General features: G+C 73.2%; 22 protein-coding genes. 8 read left to right on the top strand and 14 right to left on the bottom strand.

Going from position 1 to position 23677, the window contains the following annotated elements; genetic code table 11:
* The first annotated feature begins 113 nt into the window (after positions 1–113).
* The 3 genes from ABD954_RS33180 (at position 114) to ABD954_RS33170 (ending at position 2822) form a co-directional block, all read left to right on the top strand.
* A complete protein-coding gene (locus ABD954_RS33180; protein WP_345491760.1) occupies positions 114–1043 on the top strand; it encodes a DMT family protein in 930 nt (309 codons plus the stop codon).
* 72 nt (positions 1044–1115) lie between these two features.
* Positions 1116–2048 (top strand): hypothetical protein, encoded by a 933-nt coding sequence (locus tag ABD954_RS33175; protein WP_345491758.1) that lies wholly within the window; start codon positions 1116–1118, stop codon positions 2046–2048.
* A gap of 249 nt (positions 2049–2297) precedes the next feature.
* A complete protein-coding gene (locus tag ABD954_RS33170; RefSeq protein ID WP_345491756.1) occupies positions 2298–2822 on the top strand; it encodes a DUF2716 domain-containing protein in 525 nt (174 codons plus the stop codon).
* Between the two features lie 143 nt (positions 2823–2965).
* On the opposite strand, the gene ABD954_RS33165 is transcribed toward ABD954_RS33170, so the two are convergent.
* Both ABD954_RS33165 and ABD954_RS33160 read right to left on the bottom strand, forming a co-directional pair.
* Positions 2966–4417: a serine/threonine-protein kinase gene (locus tag ABD954_RS33165; protein WP_345491754.1), complete on the bottom strand. Its 1452-nt coding sequence runs from the start codon at positions 4415–4417 to the stop codon at positions 2966–2968.
* 129 nt (positions 4418–4546) lie between these two features.
* Positions 4547–5098 (bottom strand): hypothetical protein, encoded by a 552-nt coding sequence (locus tag ABD954_RS33160; RefSeq protein ID WP_345491752.1) that lies wholly within the window; start codon positions 5096–5098, stop codon positions 4547–4549.
* A gap of 112 nt (positions 5099–5210) precedes the next feature.
* On the opposite strand from ABD954_RS33160, the gene ABD954_RS33155 reads away from it, so the two are divergent.
* Entirely contained in the window at positions 5211–5864 is a 654-nt protein-coding gene (locus ABD954_RS33155; protein ID WP_345491750.1) for a RusA family crossover junction endodeoxyribonuclease, read from the top strand.
* A 54-nt stretch (positions 5865–5918) separates the two neighbouring features.
* Here the strand turns inward: ABD954_RS33155 and tpg are convergent, their stop codons facing one another.
* The 4 genes from tpg to ABD954_RS33135 form a co-directional block, all read right to left on the bottom strand.
* Positions 5919–6479 carry a telomere-protecting terminal protein Tpg gene (gene tpg, locus ABD954_RS33150; protein ID WP_345491748.1) on the bottom strand — a complete coding sequence of 187 codons (561 nt, stop codon included), beginning with the start codon at positions 6477–6479 and terminating at the stop codon, positions 5919–5921.
* Between the two features lie 4 nt (positions 6480–6483).
* Positions 6484–8727, bottom strand: coding sequence for a telomere-associated protein Tap (tap, locus tag ABD954_RS33145; protein WP_345491746.1), 2244 nt, complete (start codon positions 8725–8727; stop codon positions 6484–6486).
* Between the two features lie 17 nt (positions 8728–8744).
* Positions 8745–9125 (bottom strand): hypothetical protein, encoded by a 381-nt coding sequence (locus ABD954_RS33140; protein WP_345491744.1) that lies wholly within the window; start codon positions 9123–9125, stop codon positions 8745–8747.
* Positions 9126–9480: 355 nt separating this feature from the next.
* Complete coding sequence (locus ABD954_RS33135; protein WP_345491742.1) at positions 9481–9894, bottom strand: VOC family protein; 414 nt, start codon at positions 9892–9894, stop codon at positions 9481–9483.
* Between the two features lie 204 nt (positions 9895–10098).
* On the opposite strand from ABD954_RS33135, the gene ABD954_RS33130 reads away from it, so the two are divergent.
* A complete protein-coding gene (locus ABD954_RS33130) occupies positions 10099–11259 on the top strand; it encodes a hypothetical protein (RefSeq protein WP_345491740.1) in 1161 nt (386 codons plus the stop codon).
* Positions 11260–11706: 447 nt separating this feature from the next.
* Entirely contained in the window at positions 11707–12540 is an 834-nt protein-coding gene (locus tag ABD954_RS33125) for a hypothetical protein (RefSeq protein WP_345491738.1), read from the top strand.
* Positions 12541–13005: 465 nt separating this feature from the next.
* On the opposite strand, the gene ABD954_RS33120 is transcribed toward ABD954_RS33125, so the two are convergent.
* Positions 13006–14193 (bottom strand): aromatic acid exporter family protein, encoded by a 1188-nt coding sequence (locus tag ABD954_RS33120; protein ID WP_345491736.1) that lies wholly within the window; start codon positions 14191–14193, stop codon positions 13006–13008.
* A 7-nt stretch (positions 14194–14200) separates the two neighbouring features.
* Positions 14201–14689, bottom strand: coding sequence for a hypothetical protein (locus ABD954_RS33115; RefSeq protein WP_345491734.1), 489 nt, complete (start codon positions 14687–14689; stop codon positions 14201–14203).
* A 228-nt stretch (positions 14690–14917) separates the two neighbouring features.
* Between ABD954_RS33115 and ABD954_RS33110 the strand changes: the two genes are divergently transcribed.
* Positions 14918–16099, top strand: coding sequence for a PP2C family protein-serine/threonine phosphatase (locus ABD954_RS33110; RefSeq protein WP_345491732.1), 1182 nt, complete (start codon positions 14918–14920; stop codon positions 16097–16099).
* Between the two features lie 158 nt (positions 16100–16257).
* Here ABD954_RS33110 and ABD954_RS33105 read toward each other — a convergent pair whose 3' ends face one another.
* Positions 16258–17460, bottom strand: coding sequence for a hypothetical protein (locus ABD954_RS33105; protein ID WP_345491730.1), 1203 nt, complete (start codon positions 17458–17460; stop codon positions 16258–16260).
* A 263-nt stretch (positions 17461–17723) separates the two neighbouring features.
* Positions 17724–18581, bottom strand: coding sequence for an alpha/beta fold hydrolase (locus ABD954_RS33100; RefSeq protein ID WP_345491728.1), 858 nt, complete (start codon positions 18579–18581; stop codon positions 17724–17726).
* A 228-nt stretch (positions 18582–18809) separates the two neighbouring features.
* Between ABD954_RS33100 and ABD954_RS33095 the strand changes: the two genes are divergently transcribed.
* Positions 18810–19397 (top strand): hypothetical protein, encoded by a 588-nt coding sequence (locus ABD954_RS33095; protein ID WP_345491726.1) that lies wholly within the window; start codon positions 18810–18812, stop codon positions 19395–19397.
* A gap of 169 nt (positions 19398–19566) precedes the next feature.
* Here the strand turns inward: ABD954_RS33095 and ABD954_RS33090 are convergent, their stop codons facing one another.
* The 4 genes from ABD954_RS33090 to ABD954_RS33075 all read right to left on the bottom strand — a co-directional run bounded on the left by ABD954_RS33090 (position 19567) and on the right by ABD954_RS33075 (position 23674).
* Positions 19567–20232, bottom strand: coding sequence for a hypothetical protein (locus ABD954_RS33090; RefSeq protein ID WP_345491723.1), 666 nt, complete (start codon positions 20230–20232; stop codon positions 19567–19569).
* Positions 20233–20543: 311 nt separating this feature from the next.
* A complete protein-coding gene (locus ABD954_RS33085; RefSeq protein ID WP_345491721.1) occupies positions 20544–22160 on the bottom strand; it encodes a phospholipase D family protein in 1617 nt (538 codons plus the stop codon).
* Positions 22161–22300: 140 nt separating this feature from the next.
* On the bottom strand, positions 22301–22660 hold the full coding sequence (locus ABD954_RS33080; RefSeq protein ID WP_345491719.1) for a hypothetical protein: 360 nt from the start codon (positions 22658–22660) through the stop codon (positions 22301–22303).
* A gap of 381 nt (positions 22661–23041) precedes the next feature.
* Entirely contained in the window at positions 23042–23674 is a 633-nt protein-coding gene (locus ABD954_RS33075; protein WP_345491717.1) for a carbonic anhydrase, read from the bottom strand.
* Positions 23675–23677: the final 3 nt, after the last annotated feature.

The following is a 23677-nucleotide window of genomic DNA, read 5'->3' as shown; positions in this document are numbered from 1 at the left end:
GCGGCGGAACACGAAGGCGGGAGCTCGGAGGCAACGCGGGCGCCCGATCCTACGTCTGGCAAGCGGAGAACGAACGGGGCCGACCGGCCCCGACCGTGTGAAGGGACCTGCTTGTGCTCATAGGACTGCTGACCGCCGTCGCCGCCTCGATCTGTTACGGCACGGGATCCGTCCTCCAGGCCGTCGGATCCCGCAAGTCCGCCCGGCGGGAGGCGGCCGCGGCGGGGCAGACCACCCAGCACGGCGGGCCGAGCCTGTCGTCGACCGCGAAGGCCGCGATGACGTGGGAGTTCATCGTGGGGACGATCCTGGACTTCGTCGGCTTCGGCCTCGGGGCGCTCGCCGCCCGCATGCTCCCGCTGTTCCTCTCCCAGACCGTCATCAGCGCCAACCTGGTCATCACGGCCGTCCTCAGCGTGCGACTGCTGGGCATCCGGCTGACCCGCGCGGAGTGGACCTCCATCGGTGTGGTCTGTTCGGCCCTGGTGCTCCTGGCGAGCGCGGCAGGCCCGGAAGGCAGCGGGAACACCCCGATCGCCACGCACTGGTGGCTGCTCGCGGTGTCGCTGCTGCTGATGGTCGGGGGCACGGTCCTCGTACGCGTGCTCGGCGCCCGGGCGGCGATCCTGGCGGGCCTCCTGTCCGGCCTCGGCTTCGGTGCGCTCGGGGTCGGAGTGCGGATCCTGAACGGGATCGACCCCTTCGACCTGGGCGCGCTCCTGACGGACCCGGCGCTGTACGCGATCCTGGTGGCCGGCGTCGGCGGTATGTACCTGCACACGGTCGCGCTGCAGATCGGCTCGGTGAACGGTGCGACGGCGGCCCTCGTGGTCGGCGAGACCGTGCTGCCGGGCATGATCGGCGTGTGGTGGCTGGGGGACGCCTCCCGCCCGGGCTTCGCGTGGCTGGCCGTCCTCGGCTTCGTACTGGCGGTCGCGGGCGCGGTGGCGGTGGCGTGGTTCGGCGCCCCGGAAAGCCACGGCGCGGAGCCCGGCAGCAACCCGGACCCCGCACGTGACCGGGAGCCCGCGCGGGTCGGGTAGTCGAGCGTCGTCGCCGGACCGATGACGATGGCCGGCCACGGCGTCCCGGTAGCAGCCGTCTACGCTCTCGACATGCAGCGCAGTGATGTCAGGCGGGACGACGGAACGTGGATCGGCCTGTCCCTGGACGTGCAGGACCTCCCTCGGCCGGGGCTGTGCGTGTTCAGTGCCGGGCCGCGACTGCTGGTGTCCCGGTCGTCGCGGCCCGTGCTGCTCGCCGTTGTCGACGAGCACCTCCAAGGCGTGGACTTCTGGCGCACCGAGGAGTACCGCTCCTGCGTCCCGCCGCTGCGTGCCGATGCGGCGCGCGCGCTGGCGGGCAGCCCGCAACGGTGGGCTCACCGCTTCGCTCAGCACCTCATCGACTCGCCGGACAGCCCGTTGCACGAGGGCCGGTGGCTGCTCTCGCACGAGAGTCCGCTCCTGCGCTGGCGCCGGCCGGACGCTTCGCATGCCGAGTACTGGAGCTCGATGCTCGTCGACGGCCATCCGGACGGATACATCGACTGGTACGTGCATTCCGGTTCGTGGGAGGTCCTTCCGCTGCGACCGATGCCCGCTCCCGACGACGGCCGGGTCAAGGCGTACCGCAAGCAGGCCCGCGAAGGGACGCTCCCACCCGTTCTGTTGTGGTGGGTCAGCGGCCTGGACTGCCACCTGGTCCTGGACGGTCACGCGCGGCTCGCCGCGGCCATCGCCGAATCCGTTGAGCCTCCGCTGCTGCAGTTGCACCGCACGGTGCCGCGCGACGACCTGGCCGCGCGCATCGACTCAGCGGTGGGCTTCTACGAGTCCGAGCTGACCCGCTTCGCCGAACTCCGCGCCGTCCGCGGCCCCACCGTCCCGGACGGCGCCGCCACCGCCGGCCCACAGCTCGTCCGCCTCCTGCACGACCTGAACACCACGCAACAGCCGACCTGGGCCTGGCCCCTGCCCGGCGGGGAGGTGCGGTGGCACCGCATCGCACGCGAAGTGACCACCGGGCGGGGCTGGCCCCTTACCTGAGCCCCGCCTCATCCCTCCGGTCGGTCTCACTTCCGGCACGAGGGCTCACGTGCACGCGGGCTCTCGCGCAAGCCGCCTTCAGCCGCGGTCGGCGGCCGAGCCGGCCCGCCTGCTACCAGAAGTCGGGGGATCCATGGAGCAGGTCCGGGGTACCGCCGAGCAGGAGTCGGCCGATCCGACGGTTCTGTCTGTCCGCACTTCCGTGAACGATCTTTCTGCGGTCACGGGGCGGATCGGTAGGATCGCGGCATGATCGGAGATCCCGTGGTCGTACTGCCGGATGCCGAGTACCGGCGGGTATGGGACCGCTTCTACGAGGATTTCGGCTTCCGTCCGAGTACGAACCCAATCGAGTGGCCGGCCATCAAGGAGCCCGTCGCGTCGGTGACCTGGAGCCTCGCTGCGCTTGACGATGATCCGAGTGACGAGCGCCTGGACCACCTGGTCGCGGTCGTCAAGCAGGGGCTGGCTTCCTCCGTCGGCCCGTCGGGCACTTTGTTCGCCCTCGACTGGCAGCACACGTCGTACCGCTTCGCACCGCAGGAGGTCGACGGACCTGGGCAACCGCCTTGGCCGCTGAGCCCGTGTCCCGACGGGGACTACTTCGTCTTCCTTGCGGAGGACTTCCGCTTCGGGAGTTTCGGCCACCCTTGGGAGGAGTCTCTCTGCTTGTTCGGTGAGGAGCTTCTCGACGTCGCGGCCACGGAAGTCGACGAGGTTCTTGGGCCACCGATCCGCAGGGCGGGCAAGGCGGCAGGGCCGGTCCGCTCCTGAGCCCGGGCTCGCGCTCGCGCTCGCGCGAGAACACGCGCCCGCAGCAGGGGGATGCTGCGCGTCCGTACATGCTCCTCTTCAGCGGTTTCACGCGGCACACGTGGCCCCGCAGCCGGAGCGGCAGTTCCCGCCCCCCGGTGGCCCTACTCCGGCAGCTCCCAGACCGTCGCCTCCAGACGGGTCTCGCCCTGGCCCAGGGGCAGGCTGACGAGGCGGACGTAGGCCGTGCGGCCGTCGCTGGTCTGCAGGCAGAAACGGTCGCCTCGCTTGACGCTCTCGGCCGTGGTGAAGGGGGCGCGGGTGAGGGCGTCGGCGCACTGTTGCTCGGTGGGGGGCTGGTCGGCCTCCCAGCGGGCCAGGACGTCCGGCTTCATCGCCCGGATGTCCGGGGCGCCTCCCTGGTGGTTCTGGACGCGCAGGTCGTCCGTGAGGTCCCGGGTGTCGATCCACCGCTGGGCGCCCGTCGGCGGCACCGTGTCGAGTTCGAAGGACAACGGGCTGTGCAGGGTGACAGGGCCGCTGCGGACCTTGGCGTCGTCAGCGGGCTCCTTGCCCCCGTCGCCCTCGGGCCACATCAGCGCTCCGACCAGGACCGCCGCGCCGATGGCCACCGCGCCGGCCGCCGCCACCGCGCGGCGTCGGCCCGTGCTGCGGGCCTGACCCTCGCGCTCCGGCGCCCCGGCGGGCGCGGGGCGCTCGGGAGCGATCGCCGGCAGCGTCGGGGCCGGCCAGGACCGCTCCACCAGTGCGGTGGCCCGCTCGGCGTCGGCGCGGTCGTCGCCGACCAGCGTCGCCAGGAGTGCGGAAGCGGATCCGCGTCGGCCGGGATCCTTGTCCAGCGCCTGTTCCACCAGCGGGCGCAGCGTGGGGGTGAGGCCGGACAGTTCCGGCGGATCGGTCAGCACCCGATGGTGCACCACGAAGACGTCCTCCCCTCGGAACGGCAGCGCGCCCGATGCCGCGTATGCCATGACACAGCCCCAGGCGAAGAGGTCGGCGGCCGGTGTCACCGGTCCCCCGCGCAGGACCTCCGGGGCGATGTAGCCGGGCGTACCGGACAGGTGCGTCGGCTGCACGGACGCCTCGGGGCCGTCCAGGGCCCGGGCGATCCCGAAGTCGATCACCCTGGGCCCCACCGCGGACAGCAGCACGTTGGCCGGCTTGAGGTCCCGGTGGACGACGTGGGCGGCGTGGATCGCGGTGAGGGCCGCGGCCGTGCCGACCGCCAGCTGCTCGAGCGCGCCGCCCTGAAGCGGCCCGGTCCGGGTGACCAGGTCCTGCAGGGTCGGGCCGTCGACGTACTCGGTGACGATGTACAGCGGATGCTCGTCCAGCTGCGCGTCGAGGACCGGTGCCGTGCAGAAGGGACGGACCCGGCGCGCGGCCGTCACCTCGCGCTTGAACTCGCGGGCGAACCGTTCGTCGCCGGCCAGGTGGGCGTTGATCACCTTGATCGCGACCCGTCGCGCTTCCTGGCTCTCGGCCGCGAAGACCGTCCCCATGCCCCCGCTGCCGAGCCGGCCCAGCAGCCGGTACGGTCCCAGACGGGTCGGATCGTTCGGCTGCAAGGCGGCGAAGGCCAGGTGGTCGGCCATGGTGTCAGTCCCCCTCTTGACGATGACGCACTCACTTTAGGAGGTCGCCGACAAGGCGACCGGGCCGCGCACCACGGTGCGGAGGGGGCCCGGATCCGCTCCGGCGCCTGCCGGGGGCTTGCCGGCGGCTCAGCGCTGCCAGAGGAAAGCGGCTTGGTCGCACGGGCGGCAGTGGAAGACGTAACCGAGGCCGCCTCCGCCGAAGTTGGCCGCGGTCTCGAACTCGGCTCCCTCTTTGAACGCGGCCGTGAAGGTCATCGGGGTGGCGCAGGAGGGGCAGTCGGGAGTCTCGTCGCCCTGCAGCCAGTCGGGTTCGCCGCCCAGCCGCCCGAGGACCGGCTCCTCGGTCGGGGTGTCGGCAGGGCGGGGGCGCAGGGCGGTCACCGCACCGAGCCGCGTCTCCCCCTCGGCGGGGACGGTGGCCGCCGACAGCGGACCGTGGAAGACGAAGGCGCGGTTGGCACCGGCGGTGGCGTCCCAGTCGTCGCACAAGCCGGGGTTGTTCTGGCACAGGAAGACCGCGACCACACCCCAGTCGAGGGGCAGGTGGGCGAAGAACAGCATGGGGCCGCCGCACTCGCGGCACGTCGGCCAGACGAACTCGTCCGGGACGAGGGGCACTCCCCCGGTGCGCAGTCCGGGAGCGTCGTCTGCGGCTTTCCCGCCGTCTATCAACAGCATGGGCGAAATCCTAGGTGCAGCTCTTCCCTGTCCACCGACAGGGGAGGCCGGTCTGAGCTGCTCACCGTCCTCGCTGCTTGTGGTGATCGGCGGGCGCTGAAAGGATCCGTGCATGTTCAGCGCAGTGGTCACCGAGGGGGATTTCTCGGTGCGTGAGTTTCGCGGTTCTGGTCGGGTCGACATTCGCAGTGCGGTGGACCCGCTTTCCCTTCAGGCGGATCCCGGCCGCAAGGCCCGCTTCAAGGACGCGCTCGCTTCAGCGGTCCAGAAGGCCACAACGGGCGTGTTCACACATGACGTCGAAGCCTCCGTGGTGTGGTTCGTCGATGAAGCCCGCCGCTACCAGACCCATCTGGTGGCGGATCTCGACAACGTCATCAAGCCGATACTCGATGCGGTGACCGGGGCGGACGGCATCATGATCGATGACAACCAGATCCAGTCGATCCGCGCCTCGTGGATGACGCCGGGGCCCGGGGTGGGTTTTGACGTGCGGTTCGCGGCGTTGAGAGAAGAGGACCACCTGTCCCGCGAGGGGCTGTCTTTCGTCGAATTCGGCACAGACCGCTGCTACATGGTGCCGCAGGCCCCGAGGTCCGTTCAGGTGGCACTGGTACGGGGGTACCGCGCGGCACTCTCCGCGTACCAACAATTGCTCGACGAGGGAATCCCCGCGAGCGCCGCCCGGAGCGTTCTTCCGTCGGGGCGGCCGTTTCCGCGTGCGCGGCTGGGCGGGTTCGAGGTTCTTCACCACACGGCCTTCTGAACGTCTCGCCCGAGCGGGTCGGCGCACAGTCGTCGTCCGCTCTCTTCCGCTGCTTCAGAGGCCGAATTCGACGTGCTCGACGTCGAGCATGCGGACCTCTTCGAGGCCGGCGGCGCGCGTGCCGCTCTGCTGGAAGTAGACCTCCTTGAGTGCGTCGGCCGTGATCTTCCGCAGGGCGGCGTCGTTGGCGCCCTGGTCCTGGGCGTCGAAGAGACGGGCGGCGTGGTGGGGTGGGAGGGCGACGGTGAGGTGGCGCAGGCGGGCTTCGTCGGTGGTGCCGGCGGGGGCGTCGTAACCGAGCTGTGCCCGGACGTCGATGACCAGGCCCTGGGTGGTGGCGGCCGTCTTCTTCGCCCGCTCCTTGACCCTCGGCTGCCATCGCTTCTGCACCTCGCGGTTCATGCGGGCGGCGAGTTCCGGGCGGGGCTTCTTGATCTGGTCCTTCACGTAGCGCTCGACGGTGCGCTGGGAGACGCGGAGGAGTTGCGCGACCGCCTTCGTGCCCTTGAGCTGCCGGACGAGGTAGCGCATCTGGGCGCCCGCCGATTTGGGGACCGGGCGGGTCTGTGCCTGCTCGAGGGCCTGGTGCAGGCCCTCTCCGATCGACCGTGCCATCGCTCTACTCTCCTGTGTCCGCCGCCGTCAGGGCGCCGGTCCTGATGTAGCGGGCGAGGTTCAGGAGCGGTGCCTGCGTCTGCTCGCGCAGTTCCTCGCCCCACAGCGTGGTCTGGGTGCCCTCGTGCTTGACCATCCCCGGCGAGACGCCGATGCGGAAGCTGCCCGGCACCGTCTTGCCGGCGGCATCGTAGGGCAGGACGTCGAGCGGGGAAGGGCCGTCGGCGGCGTACACCGCGCAGTCGGAGAGCACCGCGACGGGGTAACGGCCGGTGGCGGCCGCCAGGTTGACCATCTTGCGGTGCATGTTGATCCGGGCGCGGGAGATCACGGTGGCGCGGATGTCCGGCCGCCAGGTGGGGCGCGCGAGCGCCGGCCAGGGCTCCCCCGGGCGCCAGCCGCCGCCCCTCGCCCTCTCCTGCAGCTTGCCGATGCCGCCCTTCACCGTCTGCTTGATCGCGTCCAGGACGATCGCGGCCTCGGGGTCCCGCTGCCGGTAGCCGTCCATCGCTGCCAGGTACCGGGCGGGGTCGAGCTTCTCTCCGACGCCGAGGTCGGCCATCGTGGCGATGTAGGCGTCGCGCAGGCGCTTGTACCAGCCGTCCAGATAGCGTCCGGCCTCGGGGCGTACCCACGCCTCCAGGGGGGCGACGGTGTAGCCGAGCTCCATCGCGTACGCCACGGTCGGCGTCGCGTACCAGGCCGGGCCCGTGGGGCGCTCGCCGGTCGGCGTGAACGGGCTCGGCAGCAGGTCGCCCCGCAGCTGGGCGCGCTGTCCGGCGACGAGGACGTGGGACAGGTCGACGTGGGAGAGGTCGACCAGCCACGAACCCGGCGTCTTCGGGTCGAAGTCGGGGTTGGTGACGTGGACCGGTGGGGCGGCGAGGCCCACGACGGCGCCGTTCGCCCCGGCGGCGAAGGCCATGTTGACGTCGACGCCGACCAGGTGGCGGTGCATGCATTCGTCGTCGGTGAGTTCGCGGGCCCAGTCGTACGCCTCCTCGAAGAGGCGCTCGTCCGGGCCGCGGACGTGGAAGCGGGGCAGGTGGGCGAGGACCGGGTGTCCGTCGGGTGCCTCGCACGGCGCCGGGTCGAGCGGCTGGGTGCCGAGCGAGCCGGGGTTGTGGACGCTGTGGCGCCTGCCGCTCTCATCGGGGGCGGAGGCGCGGGTGGGCGGGGTGAGCGCCGTCATCAGCTCCAGGCCGCTGACGGCGGTCGATCCGCGCGGGGTGAGCACGCGGGTGGCGTACAGACCGAGGACGCGGGCGAGTTCGGCCGGCGGCAGGTCGGCCGCGTGTCCCCAGGAGCGGGCGTCGAGTGCGTTCCAGGACGGGATGCACAACTGGACGCAGGCGCGACGGCCACCCTGGGCGGGGCGGTAGATCCGTGCCCACGGGCCGAAACCGCGCTTGGTGAGCAGCCAGTCGGCCTTTTCGAGCTGCTTGACCGTCTTGTGCCCGGCCGGCAGGCGGCCGGCCAGGCGCTCGGCTTCGGACAGTTCGGCAGGCAGCCCGTAGCGCCGGAGGGCGGAGGTGGTCAGGACGAGGAGGGGGTCGGCGTCGCGGCCCGAGCCGTGCAGCTTCTCGGCGCCGAGGCGTGCCTCGGCGAGCGTCCATTCCACGAGCGCGGGCAGCGACTTCGCCGGGACGTCGAGGACGAGGCCGCCGACGCCGTACGCCAGCACCTGGCCGTCGTCGGTGGCGTCGACGACGGCGAGCGGGCCGTGGGCGAAGCGGTCGTCCCCGGGCGCGGCGGGTGCCGGGGGCGCGGGCCGGGCCGACCGCGGCGCGGCGGGTCGGGAGAGGGCCGATGCGGGGCGCGACGCGGAGGGCGCGGGGCGTGACGCGGAGGGCGCCGGGCGTGTGGAGGGCGCGGGGCGTGACGCGGAGGGCGCGGGGCGTGCTGCGTCGGGCGGCGGTGCGGGGGCCTCGGAGGGCCGGTCGGAGGCCGGTACGGCGGAGGCGGACGGCACGGGCGCCGGCTGCGGCGCGGGGTAGCGCTCGGCCAGACCGTCGAGGAGGCGCCGGTACGCCTGGAGGCGTTCGGCTTTCGGCTCGGCCCGGCCGTCCTCCCACGCCTGGATGCTGGGGACGCGGACGCCGAGCGCCTGGGCGACGGCGGCCTGGGTCAGGCCCGCGGCCTCGCGCAGGCGTACGCGTTCGGCCGGGGAGGGCAGCACCTGGCCGCCGTCGACGGCGGCGAGGAGGGCGTCGACGGCGGAGAGCGGGTCGGAAGGGGGGTGGCTCATGGGTGTCTCCTGACCGGTCACCGGATGCCCTGGCGGATCTCTTCGAGGCGCGTCACCAGCCGCTGGTACCGCTGGGACGCGGCCTGGGAGGACCTCATGCCCTGGTGGAGGGCGATCTGCCGCCACTCCATGCCGCGCCTGCGCGCTTCGATGACGACCTGCGTCTCCAGCCGGTCCAGTGCCGTGCGCATGTCCTCGAACAGGGCGAGGGCCGCGGCCACCTCGTCGTCCGACACATCCGGCCGATCCCCGTCGCCGCTCCGGGCGGCGCCGGCCAGGAGCCTGCCGAGCAGGGCGGCGTCCTCCTGGAGCGCGCGTGCGGGGCCCTCGCCGCCCGGGGGCAGGTCGGCCAGGCCGGCCAAGCGGCTTCGCGGTTCCGTCCGGCTCTCCTGCGACATGTCGCCCACCCTATCGCGCCCGGCAACGAAACAACGGAACGTTGACTCATTGGCTGGCGGGCCGGGCGGGCCGGCCCCTTGGCCGGACGGAGCAGGTGGTCGCGGCCCCCGCCGGGCCCGGACGGCGGGCCTCCCTCCGGGCCGTCGGCGAGGCTCCCCCGGGCTGTCGGCGAGGCACGTGCGCCGGTTCACGCGCCGGTACGCGCCACCGGCGCCGGGGCGTGCAGGCGGCGCGGGCATGCGCCGCGGGCATGCGGCGCGGGCGCCGTGGGCGGCCGGCGCGGGCGCCGCGGGCATGCGGCGCGGGCGCCGTGGGCGGGCGGCGCGGGGGCGTGTGGCTCCGCGCCGCGGGCGGCTACTCCGCGTACGGCTGGTCCTCGCCCTGGTCGCTGTAGCCGAGGCTCCAGACGTAGCCGTCGAGGTCCGCGAAGGTGGCGCCGTAGCCGCCCCAGGGCAGAGGGCCGGCGGGCTTGAGGACGGTCGCGCCCGCCTTCTCGGCCTCCGCGACGATCTCGTCGACGCGGGCCGGGCTGCGCACCACGTAGGTGAGGACGACGCCGCTGAACCCGCTGCCGTCGGCACTGGTGCCCGCCAGCTCGGCCAGGCCCTCGCGGCCGTAGAACCCGACCGGCGAGCCGCCGTCGGGGGCGAAGAACACCGAGACCCCGTAGTCCCGCTCGATCTTCCACCCCAGGCCCTGCGCGTAGAAACGCTTCGACCGCTCCATGTCCCGGACCCCGAGAAGGATCGAGCTCACGTGTGCCTTCATGTCTTGTCTCCTTGGCGTGCGGTGGGTGAACCGATGTCCCTCACGCTAGGGCGGAGCGGCCGGCCGGGGCTTCTCGGATCCTGACCGGTTCGCTCCGTCGCCCCCGGAGCCGTCGTCCGGCCTGGTCGGCCCGGGACCCGTGGACCGCGCCGCTCCGGCCGCGGACCATACTGGTCGAGCCCCGATCACGCACTGGACGGTTCCATGGCCAAGAGCAGCACTTCATCGCCCCCTGTTCCCGACACCGTATGGCTCGGGCGTGGGCGCCACTTCGGGTCCGACGCCGAGCGGGACGTCCGGCGCAACCTGCTCGCCCTCAGGGCGGCCGGGGTGATCGACGACTTCCTGGAGCTCGACCCGGTCGAGGCGGCCCGCTCGACCGACATGTTCCCCCGGGACGCGTCCGCCGACGCCGGTCCCTCCGCGCGCCGCGTGTTCGAGGCCCGCTGGGGCGTGGCGGACGGTGTGACGGTGCGAGCTCAGCTCACCACGTACGGGCTGGAGGCCCGGCGCGTCGAGAGCGAGGGCGTCACCTGGGTGCTCGTCGCGGAGGCGGAGCGGGCGTGGGAGGCGAACTGGCCCTCGCCCGCCACCGTGTTCTGGCCCGACAGCGACCAGGTCGCCTGGGATCACGAGACGGTGCCGGGTGTGCGGCTGCGGACGGTCAACCACCTGCCGAAGGACGACGGCGAGTTGCGTCGGCGGCTGCGGGACTGCGTCAGGCAGAGCTGGTTCGTCCACGTCGTGGTGCACGAGGCGATGACGCCGGACGCGCTGGGGCGGCGGCCGATCACGGCGTTCCTGCCGCCGGGTCTGCGGCACCGGGTGGTGGAGCACCGGGCGACGCCGGAGCAGGCACTGATCGCCGACTTCGCGATGAAGCGCGAGCTGGGCGTCGGGCTGCCGCGCGGCGGGGCCGTCGTGCTGCCCTGGGCACCGCACGCCCCCGGCTACGAGGCGGCGCGCTTCACCGTACGCGATGTCTTCCTCGACGGCACGGAGCCGGCCGAACTCCTCCGCGCGATCGCAGACTTCGCCTCGACGCCCCGGCCCATGCCGGCCGACGCGGAACCGGCGCTGGCGCGGCTGCGGCAGGGCTGGCACCTCCTGACCCCGGAGGAGGAACTCATCCACGCACGCGCCATGGTCACCCGGTACGCCAAAGCGCTGGAGGCCATGACCGCGTCCTGCGACCTGTACCGGGAGGCGGCGGAGTCCGCACTCGCCGCGCTCGCCGAAGCCACCGGCGGCGACGGTGGGACCGGCACACCGGCGGGGATCGCACCGGCCGCGTCCCGACAGGACGCCTCGCCGCTGAAAACCCTCACCAGGTCACTCGGGTTCCTGCGGAAGCCCGACCGGTAGAGAACGGGGATCTCCCCCCGAGGTGCTGTCCGTGGCGGCCGCCGAGTCGCGCCGCCGGTCGAGGAAGGCGGAGCAGGCGAGAAATCGCCAGTACGGGTGGGTGGGCGCCGGCCGGGTCTCTGCACGCCGGTCACGACCGGGCGTCGGGCCGCGCGGAACGGTCGAGGCGGGGCCTGGGCTCCCCCAAGCGGGTCAGGCGGACGTGTGACCGGCCCGCACCCACCACTGGTGCGGGCCGGTCTCCACCCCATGAGCCCTGCGGGCGGGGGAAGCCGCAGGGTCCCTTCTGAGCGGCCCCATGCGCTCGACATCCATGTGCCCCCGAACGTGGCCGCCATGCCTCGCATTTCCTCGGGATTCGAGATGTCCGCTTCCACCGGCTTCGAGACGTCCGCGGAGGACCCGCGGGCTCCCGGGGTGCCGGCTTCCGCCCCTACCATCGCGCACATGTCGATCGCTTCTCACATACCCGTTCTGCACGCAGGCGGGGAAACCGTCGTGCTGGCGGAGGACGACGCGCTGATCGTGCGCCGTCCGCACGAGCAGATGCACATCCCGTTGAAGGCCATCAGCCGTGTACGCGCCGAGGGGCAGTCCGTCACGATCGAGCTGACCGCCGCGCCGACCACCGACAAGGCGCATGTCCACCAGGTGTGGGACGTAGTGGACTCCGCCGCGGCCGGTGCCTTCGCCGACGCCGTGAACGCGGCACTGCCGGGCCCGAGCGAGGAGACGGAAGGGGTCGACGGCGCGGATCTCGTCTGGGGCGAGCGCCTGTACCAGCCGAGCTACCGCAACTGGCTGCGCGGGATGAAGCGCGGCGCGCTCGTCGCGACCCTGGTGGTCGTCGTCTCCTGCGTGCTCGTGGGTCTCGCGGGCGACCCCGTCGCCCTGGTCTTCATCGTCCCGTTCGGCTTCTTCGGGATCCTGGTCCTGTCGTTCGGGGCGTTCCTCGCCTACGCGCCGGTGGAGGAGCGGTACCTGCGGAAGCACGGAGTGCGTACGACCGCCGTCCGGCTCCGGGACCAGCCCGGCCGGTACGCGTACACGGACCCGGGCGGGCTGGTCCGCACCGTGCGGCACTCCGTCCCCGCCTGGAGCATCGAGGCGGCCTACGACCCCCGCGACCCCGGCCGCGTCGTTCCGCTGCGGTCGCGTGGCCGGCGCCTGCGCGAAGCCGTCCTGGTCTCCTTCGTCCTCGGTGTCGGCCTCCTCTTCGCGGGCGGGGCCGTCGCGGCGGTGGTCGGTGCCTTCCTCGGCCAGTTCGACGACATGGCCTGAGCGGCCGTGGGAGGTGCAACCGGCCTCGGTGGCGCGATCCGTTTCACCCGAAGAGACGAGGTGTGGAGTGCGACCGCCGGGGCAGACGGACGTCAGCGCCGCCGTCCACGGACAACCCCCCGAGTCGTGGACGGCGGCGAGGCTGGTGGCCGACGTGCCGCCTGCGGTCCCCCATTCCGCAGGCGGCACGGGTCTGTCAGGGTCCATCCGGGTCCGTTCGATTCTGCCCCTGCTCTGCCCCTGCGGCTCGGGGTCCGGCCGCCTGGGCCACCTCGCTCGGGAGGACGACGGACCGCTGCGGCGGGCTCGACCTCGGACTCTCTGCGGCGGCTGCGGCGGGCTCGTCCGGCCTCGCGCCTCGCCGGCGCGACCGCTGGGTGACCGGCACCCCGTGCTCCTGGAGCCGTGCCGGCGCCGACTCGTCGGTCTGGCCGCCGGGGGCGAGCGGCTCCTCCCGCTGACGCGTCACTCGGACGGGCAGGGCTCGGAGGCGGTGAGCTCCCCGCTGTGTTCGATCTCTTCGAGGATGCGGACGGCCTCGGTGAGCGCCGTGCCGTACACCGGCCATTCGCCAGGAGTGTCGGGACGGTCCTCGCGCACCGCCGCGGTCACGTCCTCGTACCGGTGCATGGCGTCCTCGACGTGGCCGCGCAGCTTCTCGGCGTCCTCGGGGCCCTGGGGCGGATCGAGGCAGTCCAGGGCGTCGGCGGTGGCGTGCAGCAGCTTGGCGTACGAGGTGAGGACCCGCGCCGTCTCCGGGGCACGGGGGGCGTGGGTCAGGGCGCGGGCGATGGACCGGATGTGGGTGCCGAGGCGTTCGGTCATGCTGATGGCCTCGTGGCAGCGGTGCAGCGATTCCTCGGCGCTGTTCCAGGGCCGGCGGGGGTTGAGCCGGGTGTTCTCCTGTTCCCGGTCGACCGCCGCGCGGACCCGGACCGCACGGGCGGCCAGCTCCTCGCTGCGGCGGGCCCAGTACTCCCTGGAGTTCTCTTCGGCGTCGTCCCGCTCCGCCGTACGCGCCAGGGCGCGCAGGAGGTCCCGGGCGAGGGCCACCAGGTCCGCGGTCATCCGCTGCGCCGTGTCCGTGTGGGGTGAGGGAGCGACCGCGAAGTGGGCGGTCAGTCCGCAGCACACGCCGATGGCGGCGGCCGCCACGAGATGTCCGATGTAGTCGATGTCGCCACCGCCGCCGGCGAACGCGAACAACGCGACCACGGGGACCTGGGCACCCTGGCGGCCCAGGAGTTGGAACCGGGCGCCGATCAGGGCGACGAAGGCGAGGACTCCCACGCTCCAGACGTGGACGCCGGCGGTGGAGCCGAAGGCGGCGGCTGCCGCCGTCCCCAGCGCCATGGCCCCCAGGTACTGCGCCGAGTCCCAAAGCGACCGGTAGACGGTGGACTGCAGGGCCAGCAACGCGGTGAACGTGGCGAAGGCCGTGACCGTCGACGGCAGCAGCCACGCCGCCACCCACCAGGCGGCGGCGGCCGCCGCGGCGCCCTTGCACTGCAGGAGCAGCCCGTCCCGTTCCTCGCCGGGCCCTCGCACCGCCCGGCGCAGGTGGCCCCAGCGGTCCTCGACCTGCCGTCGGCACCAGGCACCGGCCGAGCCTCCCCGGCACGCGTGTCCGCCGTCTCGTCCCGCGTTCCGCATGCCCCGCTCAGCCACCGGCGGCGGGGACGGAGGGCAGCAGGTGGGGGCAGTTCTCGCCGGGGCCGGCCTTGGGAACCCGCATCCGCCGCAGCAGGTCGCGGGTGAAGCGACGGTCGAGCGTCGTGCGCCAGGTGACGCCGGGATGGCGTGCGCGCAGATGCGACAGCGCCCGGGTGCCGAGGCCGCTGCCGAGGAACGGCTCGTCGAGGACCACGCCGGTGATCACTCCCTCGGCACACCGGTCGCAGGCCCGGTACGTCACCCGCCCGACGACCTTGCGGATGTGCACCAGAAGCAGGCAGTCCTCGCCCTTTCCCTCCGGGGCCGGGCAGGGCAGCAGTTCGATCTCCCGGTAGGCCACGAGCCTTCGGTGCCACCTGCCCCGGCGCCGCTCGGCGCCCCGGTGGCGCCCGCCGGTCCGCCGGTGGGAGGCGCCGGCCCGCCGGGCGGGCGGCCGGCCACGGGTGGTGGTCATGCCGGTCGTGTGGATGTCCATGCACACCCGCGTGCCCCGGCGCCCCGAACCAATGCGTCCCTCGTCGGCGGGAAATCGGTGACACGGCGTCCCGGTGGGGCCGGCGAAACGCCTGCTCCTCCCCCGGCGGATGCGCCGCCGAGGCCGTGTCGGGCGCGCCGATGGCGCCGGCACTGACGACTATGGAGAGAGAGCGGTCCAGCGGTGACGAGGCGTGCGGCGTGGCGACGACGCGGGAAGGGAGGGGTGGTGTCCAGGACCGAGGGCGTGCTGTCGGAGCTGCTGGCCAGGTCGCACCGGGTCTCCGCCCGGGAGATCACTGTTCTGGTCGACGAGGCCGGTCGGCGCCTGGGGCTGTCCGGCATCCATCTCTACGTGGCCGACGTGCAACAAGGCCAGCTGTTCGCCCTGCCCCACGTCCGGGGGCTGCCCGCCGATGACGCCCTGGACATCGATTCCTCCTTGGGCGGACTGGCCTATCGGTCGCAGCGGATCCAGCAGCCGCGCGACGGTGGCACGGCCTGGGTGCCGATGGTCGACGGTATCGAGCGGGTCGGCGTCATGAAGGTCACCGCGGAAGCGCTGACGCCGCGCCTGCTCGATGAGTGCCAGGTCCTTGCGGGCCTCGCCACCCTGCTGATCATGTCCAAGAAGCCCTACATGGACGTGCTCGTGGAGCGGTCGCGATCGCGGCCGATGAGTCTGCAGGCCGAACTCGTGTGGGCGTTCCTGCCGCCGCGGACCATCGGCACGCCGTCGGTGACGTCCTCGGCGGTGCTGGAGCCGGCGTACGACATCGGCGGGGACGCCTTCGACCACAGCATCACCGACGACTTCCTCCACGTGACCCTGCTCGATGCCATGGGCCATGACCTGGCGTCCGGCGGGGCGAGCGCCATCGGACTCGCGGCCTGCCGGGCCACACGCCGCTCCGGGGGCAGCCTGTCGGACGTCGCGGCCGCCATCGACCGCACCCTGGCGCAGTGGATCCCCGACCGGCTGATGACGGCGGTCATCGCCGGTCTGGACGTCACCAGCGGGCACTTCACGTGGACCAACTGCGGGCATCCGCCGCCGCTGCTCATCCGTGACGGGCACGTCCTGCCGCAGGTGCTCGCCCGGACCCCGGAGCTGCCGCTCGGGCTGGGCTTCCACGGCGAACGGCCGCCCGTCCAGCACCGCGCACGGCTGGAGCCCGGCGACCGCGTACTGATCTACAGCGACGGCGTCACCGAGGCCCGCTCACCGGACGGCGGTCTCTTCGGCGAGCAGCGCCTGGCCGACACGGTCATCCGGTTCATGGCGGCCGGCGAATCGGCCCCCGAGGCCCTGCGCCGCATCATCCAGAGCCTGGTGAGGCAGGGGGACCACGCGCTGCGGGACGACGCCACCATCCTGCTGGTCGAATGGCACCCGACGCGCCCGTCGTGAGAGCGCGGGGCCACCGGGGCGTGCGTCGCTCGCCGGGCGGCGGTGGCGTCCCCGAGACGGAGGGCGAGGACGCCGGCGATCATGCCGGGCGGGGGCGCCCGGCGGCCGGCCGCCCCCACCGCGTACGGGCGCGGCGGGCGTCCCGCCGCCGGGCGGAGTCAGTCCTGCCAGTAGAAGAGCAGCGTGTCCACGTCGCGGGACCCGCGGTCACCGAAGTAGTACACGCACAGGTCGGTGACCTCCCTGTCCGCGGTCTCCTGGTCGATCCAGCGGAATCCGGCCCGCTCCAGGGGGATGCGGGCCGCGTGGTCGTGGTCGTGGCTCATGACGAAGCGGCCCAGGGTGCTGACGAGGACGTCCTCGCCGTCGCACTCGATCACGTGGTACGTGCCGTCGCCCTGCTGGTTGTGCTCCCCGCAGGAGACCGGCGGCTTCGGCGCGAGTCCCGCCCCGTCCATGACCGCCGCCACCCGGGCCGCCTGTCCGGCCGGGTCGGGGCGTGCGGGCGGCTCGGTGCACAGGGCCTCCAGACGCCAGCGGGGGTCGCTCGGCCGTTGGCAGCCGGGGGCGTACTCGTGGACGATCGCACGGCGCAGTTCCTCGTCCAGCCCGTGCACCTGCACGCGGGGGCGGCCGAGGCGCTCGTCGAGCCGCCGGGTCTCCTCGGTGTCCTCGGTGATCCGGTGCAGGGCGTGGACGGCCCAGACCGCCGCCTCGGTCGTCGGCGCCTCGTCGAGATAGGCGCGGAGCCGGTCCGGGTCCGTGGCGAGCTCATGGGCCGCGTAGGCGACGCTCCGGTCGGGATCGGCGAAGTACGGGGTGACGTCCCCTCCCGCCCGGTACCGCATCCACGCCGCGAAGGCCCGGTCCTCGGGCCGGTCCTCGCCGAGATCGGCCACGATCGCCTCGGCCCCGTACCGCTCGATGAGACCTTCGAGGCCGGCCTCGCCGAGCCGCTGCCGGTGCCACCACGGCGAGAAGGCGAGCGTGGCCAGCTCCGGCGCCGCCGTGCGGTCACCGAGCAGGCCGCGCGCCTCCAGCACCGCTTCGGGCAGGCCGTACGACTCGCCGCGCCGGTCCTCGTGGCGCAGCCAGGGCAGCAGCTCCGGCCGGTCGGACAGGATGCCGAGGAGCGCGATGCGGACCTCGGCGGTCTCCTCGCCGTCCCGTATCCGGTCGAGCAGGGCCGGGATCCGGGCGGCGGGAACCCGGCCGGCGAGTGCCCGTACGCAGACCCGGCGACGCCACCAGGCGTTGCCGTCGTCCAGCACGTAGCCCGCCAGAGTGTCGGGGTCGTAGGCGTGCAGGGCGGCGGTGTCGTGCGCGCCGCGCTCCGGTATGAGGGTGTCGATCGTCGCCATCACCCGATGCTAGCCATGCGGCCCCGAGGACCGCTCCCCGGTCCCCACCACCTTGAAACCCCAAAACCGGCCCGTCGCGCGGCGCTTGGTCCTACGGGACCGGTCATGTCGCGGCGTCCTCGTCCGTCGCGGTCATCGCGTCGCTCGGGGGCGTCCCCTCCTTCGGGGGCGTCCCGTCCTCGGCGCGGTCGTCCTGCGCGCGGTCAGTACGTCCTGCGTGCGGTCGTCACGTCCGACGCACGGTCAGCACGTCCTGCGCGCGGTCATTCCTCCGACGCCGCGAGTTCGGCCAGGAGTCGGGCCGCCGGCGCCGGGTCGGCCAGCCACTTCAGGTGGCTGCCCTCGAGGGTGCGGACGTCGTACGGGTTGTCCGGCGTCAGCTCGTCGCCTTCGCGGATCAGCCGGTCCTGGAGGGCGAGGGGGAGGCTCGCGTCGTCGGTCAGGCGGATGTAGGTCTTCGGGATGCGGCCCCAGGTGGCGGCCTGCGCCCGGTCGGCGGAGCCGCCGAAGTCCAGGTTCTCGTCGGGCTGGAAGGTGTTCAGGAAGGTGAGGAACTGCTCGTCGGTGCCGTCGGCGAAGAAGGCCGCCTTGAACGCCGCGAGCGCGTCGGGGTTCGCGGTGCGGAAGTTGACCCGGAGCAGACCGAGGTCGGCAGGGTTCCCGGCCAGCGCCGAGGCGAAGGCGGCGGGATCCACCTCCGCCATCTCCGGCTCGGCGTAGTAGTCGCCGGCGTCGAGCCGGACCGGGCACCACGCGGAGACGTAGACGAGGCGGTCGATCAGGTCGGGGCGCGCGTTGGCCGCGGCCGTGGCCGTGATGCCGCCGCGGCTGTGGGAGACCAGGATCACGGGCCCGTTGCGCTTGGCGCGCTCCAGTATCCCGATCAGGTGCGCGACGTTGTCGGCGAGCGTGACGCCCTTGATCGAGCCGGGCGCGGTGGCGAGCCCTTCGGGGTCCTGCGGCGTCTGGTAGGCGTGGGTGAAGGTCGCCTCGAAGCCGTGGCCGGGCAGGTCGACGGCGACGGAGCGGTGCCCGAGAAGCCCCAGTTCGGCCTGGAGGGGCGCGAAGGAGAAGGAGTTGGCGAAGGCGCCGTGGACCAGGACGAAGGTGGGTTGCTGCATGTGTCTGCTCTCTTTCTGATGCCGCGTCGTTCGGCGGGGCCGGGGTGGGCGTCGCAGGCGGTCACCGCCCATGAGGGAATCACGACGGTGAAGGTTCGTCGAACAGGAATTGCACCGCGGGTACGCGCACAGCGGGGGCTCCTGCCGTAGGCAGGCACCGTCGGGAAGCGCGGCAAGGGGACGAAGGGCGCCTGCGGTGGACGGCACCAGGGGGGATACCGTGCGGGCATGGAGATGACGGGCAAGCGACGGGTCCTGTACCGGCAGGGCAGCGGGTTCTGGCGGATGACGGCGAAGTGGGTTCTGGTCCTCGGTGCCCTGTACCTGCTGGACGGCGGGCTCCTCCGGTCGTGGGGGGACGCGGTGATCTGGCCGTTGATCGGGGTCGTGCTGTGGGGGCCGTTCGGGGTCGGCGTCTTCTGGTACCCGAGGAAGGACCAGCTCCTCGAGCTGTCGACGCGTGAACTGCGCGTGCGGCGCAAGCCGTTGCCGATGGAGCAGGTGAACCTGCTGCACGTGGCGCGGCTGTGGCTGGAGGGGCGTTCGACCGCGGACGATCAGCCGGTGCTGGACTGGGCGCGGCGTGACCGCGTGGTGTGGGTGCCCCTGCTGGACGGCCGGGCCTTCGGCGTGGAGCTCCGCGACCCGGCCGCCTTCGCCAGGGTTTTCGGCACCTTCGCGGTCGAGGCGTGCGGCGGGCCCGACGTCGTCCGCGCGAGGGCCGCGGCGGAGACCTATCCGGATCCGCTCCCGATGCGGGCGCGCCGCTCCGACGACGCCCGCTCCGGGCCGGGCTTCCTGGACGTCCTCGACTGACCCGGAACCGCCCGCCTGTTGCGGTCCTGCGCGGGCGACTCGTGCAGGACGGTCGACACCCCTGACCGGCAGCTCGCGCCGGTGATCACGGGGCAGCCCGGGACGGCCTGTTTGAGTGGTCGAGTGGGGACGTCGGGCCGGGGCCACCCCGCCTGGACGTCGGGACCGGTCACCAGTCGACGTGGGTGGCGATCCATTCCCGCAGGGCCTTCTCGTCGTGGGCGGGCGGCAGTTCGGGTCCGCAGTCGAGGGGCGTGCAGGACAGCTGAAGGTGGGTGAGGTAGCCGTAGGGGCCGTTGTCCGCCGACGGGCCGAGGACCAGGGCGTGGGTGGGGGTGCGCCAGACGCGGTGGGTCAGGGCGGGGCCGGCGGCGAAGGCCGCTTCCCAGGTGATCGTGCGCTCCGGAGCGGTGCCCAGATGACCGGTCACCGCCTGCGCGGCCCGGGTCAGCACGTCCTCGCAGTCCTCGGCCGTGGCCGGCCGCGTCCCCGTCCATCCGGGCTGCTTCTGCCAGTCGTCCATGATGCCGAGGAGCCACCGCCCGTTGCTCGTCTCCTCGTCCTCCGGGTCGACGGGATAGACCTCGCCGAAGACCAGGAAGTGCCGGGCGTCGGGGTGCCCGAAGGGAACGTAGCTCTCACTGCACAGCACATGACCGTGCCCGGTGACCAGCGAGTCGCAGACCAGGGAGTGCTCCCAGCGCCACCCGCGCCGCTCCACCACCTCCTCGACGATCTCGTCGGGGACCTGGGGCTCGGCCGGCAGACCCAGCAGTTCGGCGACGGCGGCGACGGTCAACGGCCGGTGGGCGAGCGCATGTACGGATTCGGACACGCGTCCACCCTAGGACAGCGTGCCGGCGGACCCGCCGCGGTTGTCGCCGGACAGGCAGGGCGGCACGGCAGACGTCGTGCTGCGGCTTCCGCGTGGAAGTGTCGGTGCGGCATGCCGTCATCGCTCATGCGCGACCGCTACCAGATCCACTTCCAGTTGAGCGGCTTCTCCGGGACGAACCGGTGCCGCCGCCCGCACGCGCATCGCGCCGGCACCCACGGTGTCGGAGCAGGCCCCGGGTGGGTCGCTGGGCGGACCGGTCCGGATTTCTGGGCACTTCTCGGCCGAGGAGTCCTCCGGGAGAGACGGCATCAGTACGCGTTGTGGCGGCGGAGTCTGTGGGGGCGGCCGTCCGGGTCCACCAGAAGGCGGTAGAGCGGCATGGCGAAGGTGCGGGTGAGGCGGGACATGTCCGGTGGCTCGTAGGCGCGGAGCCGGCCGGGTGGGCGGGGGCCGCGGCGGCCGTTCGCGTACCAGGCGTCCAGCGCGGCGGCCCGCTCGGAGAAGGCGTCGAACGCCTTCACCGGGTCGCACAGGTCGTCCGGTGCGTACGGGGCGTCGGCTTCCGGTGCGTCGAGGTGCTCGCGGAAGAGCTCCAGGCGCAGATCGCGTGCGAAGCCGCGGGCCTTGTCGCCCAGTCCGGCGGGGTCGGCAGGCTCCCGGCCGTCGACGCTGTCGTCCAGGATCACGCAGCTGAGTTCCGAATCGTGGGTCCACGAACGGAGGTTGATGTTGTCCGAGCCGACCGCCGCCCACACGTCGTCGATCACGCACACCTTCGCGTGCACGTACACGGGCTTCCCCTCGGGGTTCTCCAGCCCGTACACGGCCACCCTCGCCCCGCCCGCCCGGCGCAGCTCTTCGAGGGCCGCGACGCGGCCGACGAGGTTCATCGGCAGCGTGAGCCGCCCGTCCTGCTCGGGCAGGGTGGGGATGACGGCCATCAGGCGCAGCTCCGGGTTCTCCCGCAGCGCCCGGGCGAAGAACCCGACGACGTTCGGCGACCACAGGTACTGGTCCTCCAGGTAGATCAGGGACCGCGCCCGCCGCAGCGCCTTCAGGTAGCCGCGGGCGATGCTGCGCTCGCCGTCCGGCGCGAAGGGGTATCCGCGCAGCAGCCGGTTCGGGTAGGTGCGCAGCACCTGCACGGTGTGGCTGCCGCACGGGTCCGGGTCCGGCAGCTGCGGCGGCAGGGGGTCGGCATGGGTGTCCTCGTGATGGGCGAGCTCGCGCAGCCGGACCCCGGGGCTGCGGCTGAGCGGCGAGGGGTCCTCCCAGCGCTCGCGGAAGCCGGCCTCCAGGTCGCCGACCGCCGGTCCGCGTACGGCGAGCTGGAGGTCGTGCCAGGGCGGTCGGCGGCCGTACGCGGACGCGAAGGGAACCGCCTGGGGGTCGCCGCCGTGGTGGGCGTCGTCGTTGCGGCTGTGGCAGAGGTCGATGCCGCCGATGTACGCGACGTCGAGTTCCGGGCGGCCCGGGTGGCGCAGCACCACGAGCTTCTGGTGGTGGGAGCCGCCGGGCCGCACCCGCATGTCGAGCAGGCACTCGGCGCCCGCTTTCGCCAGCTCCTCGCCCAGGTGGCGGTTCTCGGTCTCGCTGAACTGCAGCTTGTCCAGGTGGGAGCGCCACACGAGCCCCTTGACGATCACTCCGCGCTGCGCCGCCTCGCCCAGGACCCGGCTGACCTCGGAGCCCTCGCCGTCGAGGCGTTCGTCGGGGTCGCCCCGCCAGTCGGTGAACAGCAGCAGGTCGCCGGCGCGCTGTGCCCGTACGGCCCCGAGCAGCTCGGCGAAGTAGGCCGCGCCGTGGACGAGCGGCCGCACGTCGTTGCCGCGGGTCCAGGCCGCGCCGTCCGCGTGGCGCCGGTCGAGCCGGGTGAACCGGTTTCCGCGTTCGCTGACGGTGAGCATCCAGTCGCTGTACTGCACGGGGGCCACCTCCGTCTGGCGGCTACCCGTTCGAGCGGGCCCGACGCCCCCGTGGCGGCTCTCGCTCTGCGCTCCGGCGTGATCGCGTGGAGTAGCCGGGTTCGTCGGGCCCGTGCCCGGGTGTGCTCGGTCCGTCGAGGTCACATGGTCCGGTCGATCCACCGCCGGAGCGCCACGTGGGTGGTGTCGTCCAGGCGGCACAGGGCCTCGATGGCGGCGAGGTCGCCCGGCAGGGGCGCGATGCCGGCGGCGGTGAGGGTGGCGTGCAGTTCCAGCCGGCGCCGGTCGGCCGGGTCGAGCGGGTCGGCCAGGCGGCTCGCCGGGTCGGGAGCGGGGGCGGGGGCGGGGGCGGGGAGAAGGTAGTCGTCGAGCTCCGTCAGGCCGCGCGGGGTCGTGTTCCGCGCGGGCAGGTCGTCGTCGACGAGCGCGGCGGGGAAGCGGTAGGGGTCGAGATCCTGCAGCGCCGCGGTGCCCGAGGTGAAAGCCTGAAACCCAGTCACGAGTGCCTCCTTGGTCGTCGTACCACTGCGGAAGACGACTCAAGGCGGGGTGCGGGAGGTTGCGGAGCGCGCGATGCTCCACCCGAATGTCCCCTACGGCATCTCGTCACAAGACAGATGAACCCACCGGTGAACGGGTGACCCGGCTGCCGTCCTCGCGGTGCCGGGGGCGGTTCCCGCGCGCTGCGGCCGGCAGGGTGCGGCGTACCCGGGGCGGGGCGCCGCGGCCACCGGCCCGCGTCGGGCGGGCGCGCTCGGGCCCGGTCGGCGGAGGCGGCACGAGGGCGGCGTCTGCCGACGCGGAGCGCAGGCCACCGGCCCGCGCCGGCCGGACGCGCTCGGGCCCCCATGTGAGGGGGCCTGAGCGGTCGTGGCGGCGCGTCAGGAGACCAGGGCCTCCTGCTGGACGTCGCCGCGGGTGGTGACGACGCGGGCGTTGCCTTCGGCGAGGGCGTAGCCGAGTCCGACGACGGCGACCTCGCCTGCGTCGACCTGGCCGGACAGGAGGCGGGAGCGGTCGAGGAGGTGGTCGACGGTGTGGCGGATGTGCTCGTCGATGATGTCGGTGTCGGCGGTCAGGCCGGCGGTGCGGGCGGCCAGGATGCTGGGGGTGACGCGTTCGACGATGTCGCGGACGAAGCCGCTCGCGGCGAAGCCGTCCTCGACGGCCGCGCGGGCCGCGGCGACCGCGCCGCAGGAGTCGTGGCCGAGGACGACGACCAGACGGGCGCCGAGGACGCTGGTCGCGTACTCGACGCTGCCGAGGACTTCCGGCCCGACGACGTGCCCGGCGGTGCGGACCACGAACAGGTCCCCGAGTCCCTGGTCGAAGATGATCTCGGCCGCCAGACGCGAGTCGGAGCAGCCGACGATCACGGCGAACGGCTCCTGCGCCGGAGCCAGCTCCGTACGACGGGCAGCGTCCTGGTTCGGGTGCTCCGGCGTGCCCGACACGAAACGCCGGTTGCCGGAAAGAAGGGCGTCCATGGCGACGGAAGGAGAGGTTCTAGGCATGCG

The organism is Streptomyces roseoviridis (assembly GCF_039535235.1).
Classification (GTDB): domain Bacteria; phylum Actinomycetota; class Actinomycetes; order Streptomycetales; family Streptomycetaceae; genus Streptomyces; species Streptomyces roseoviridis.
The sequence above is the reverse complement of the archived record's forward strand: the minus strand, read 5'-3'. Positions and strand labels throughout refer to the sequence as shown.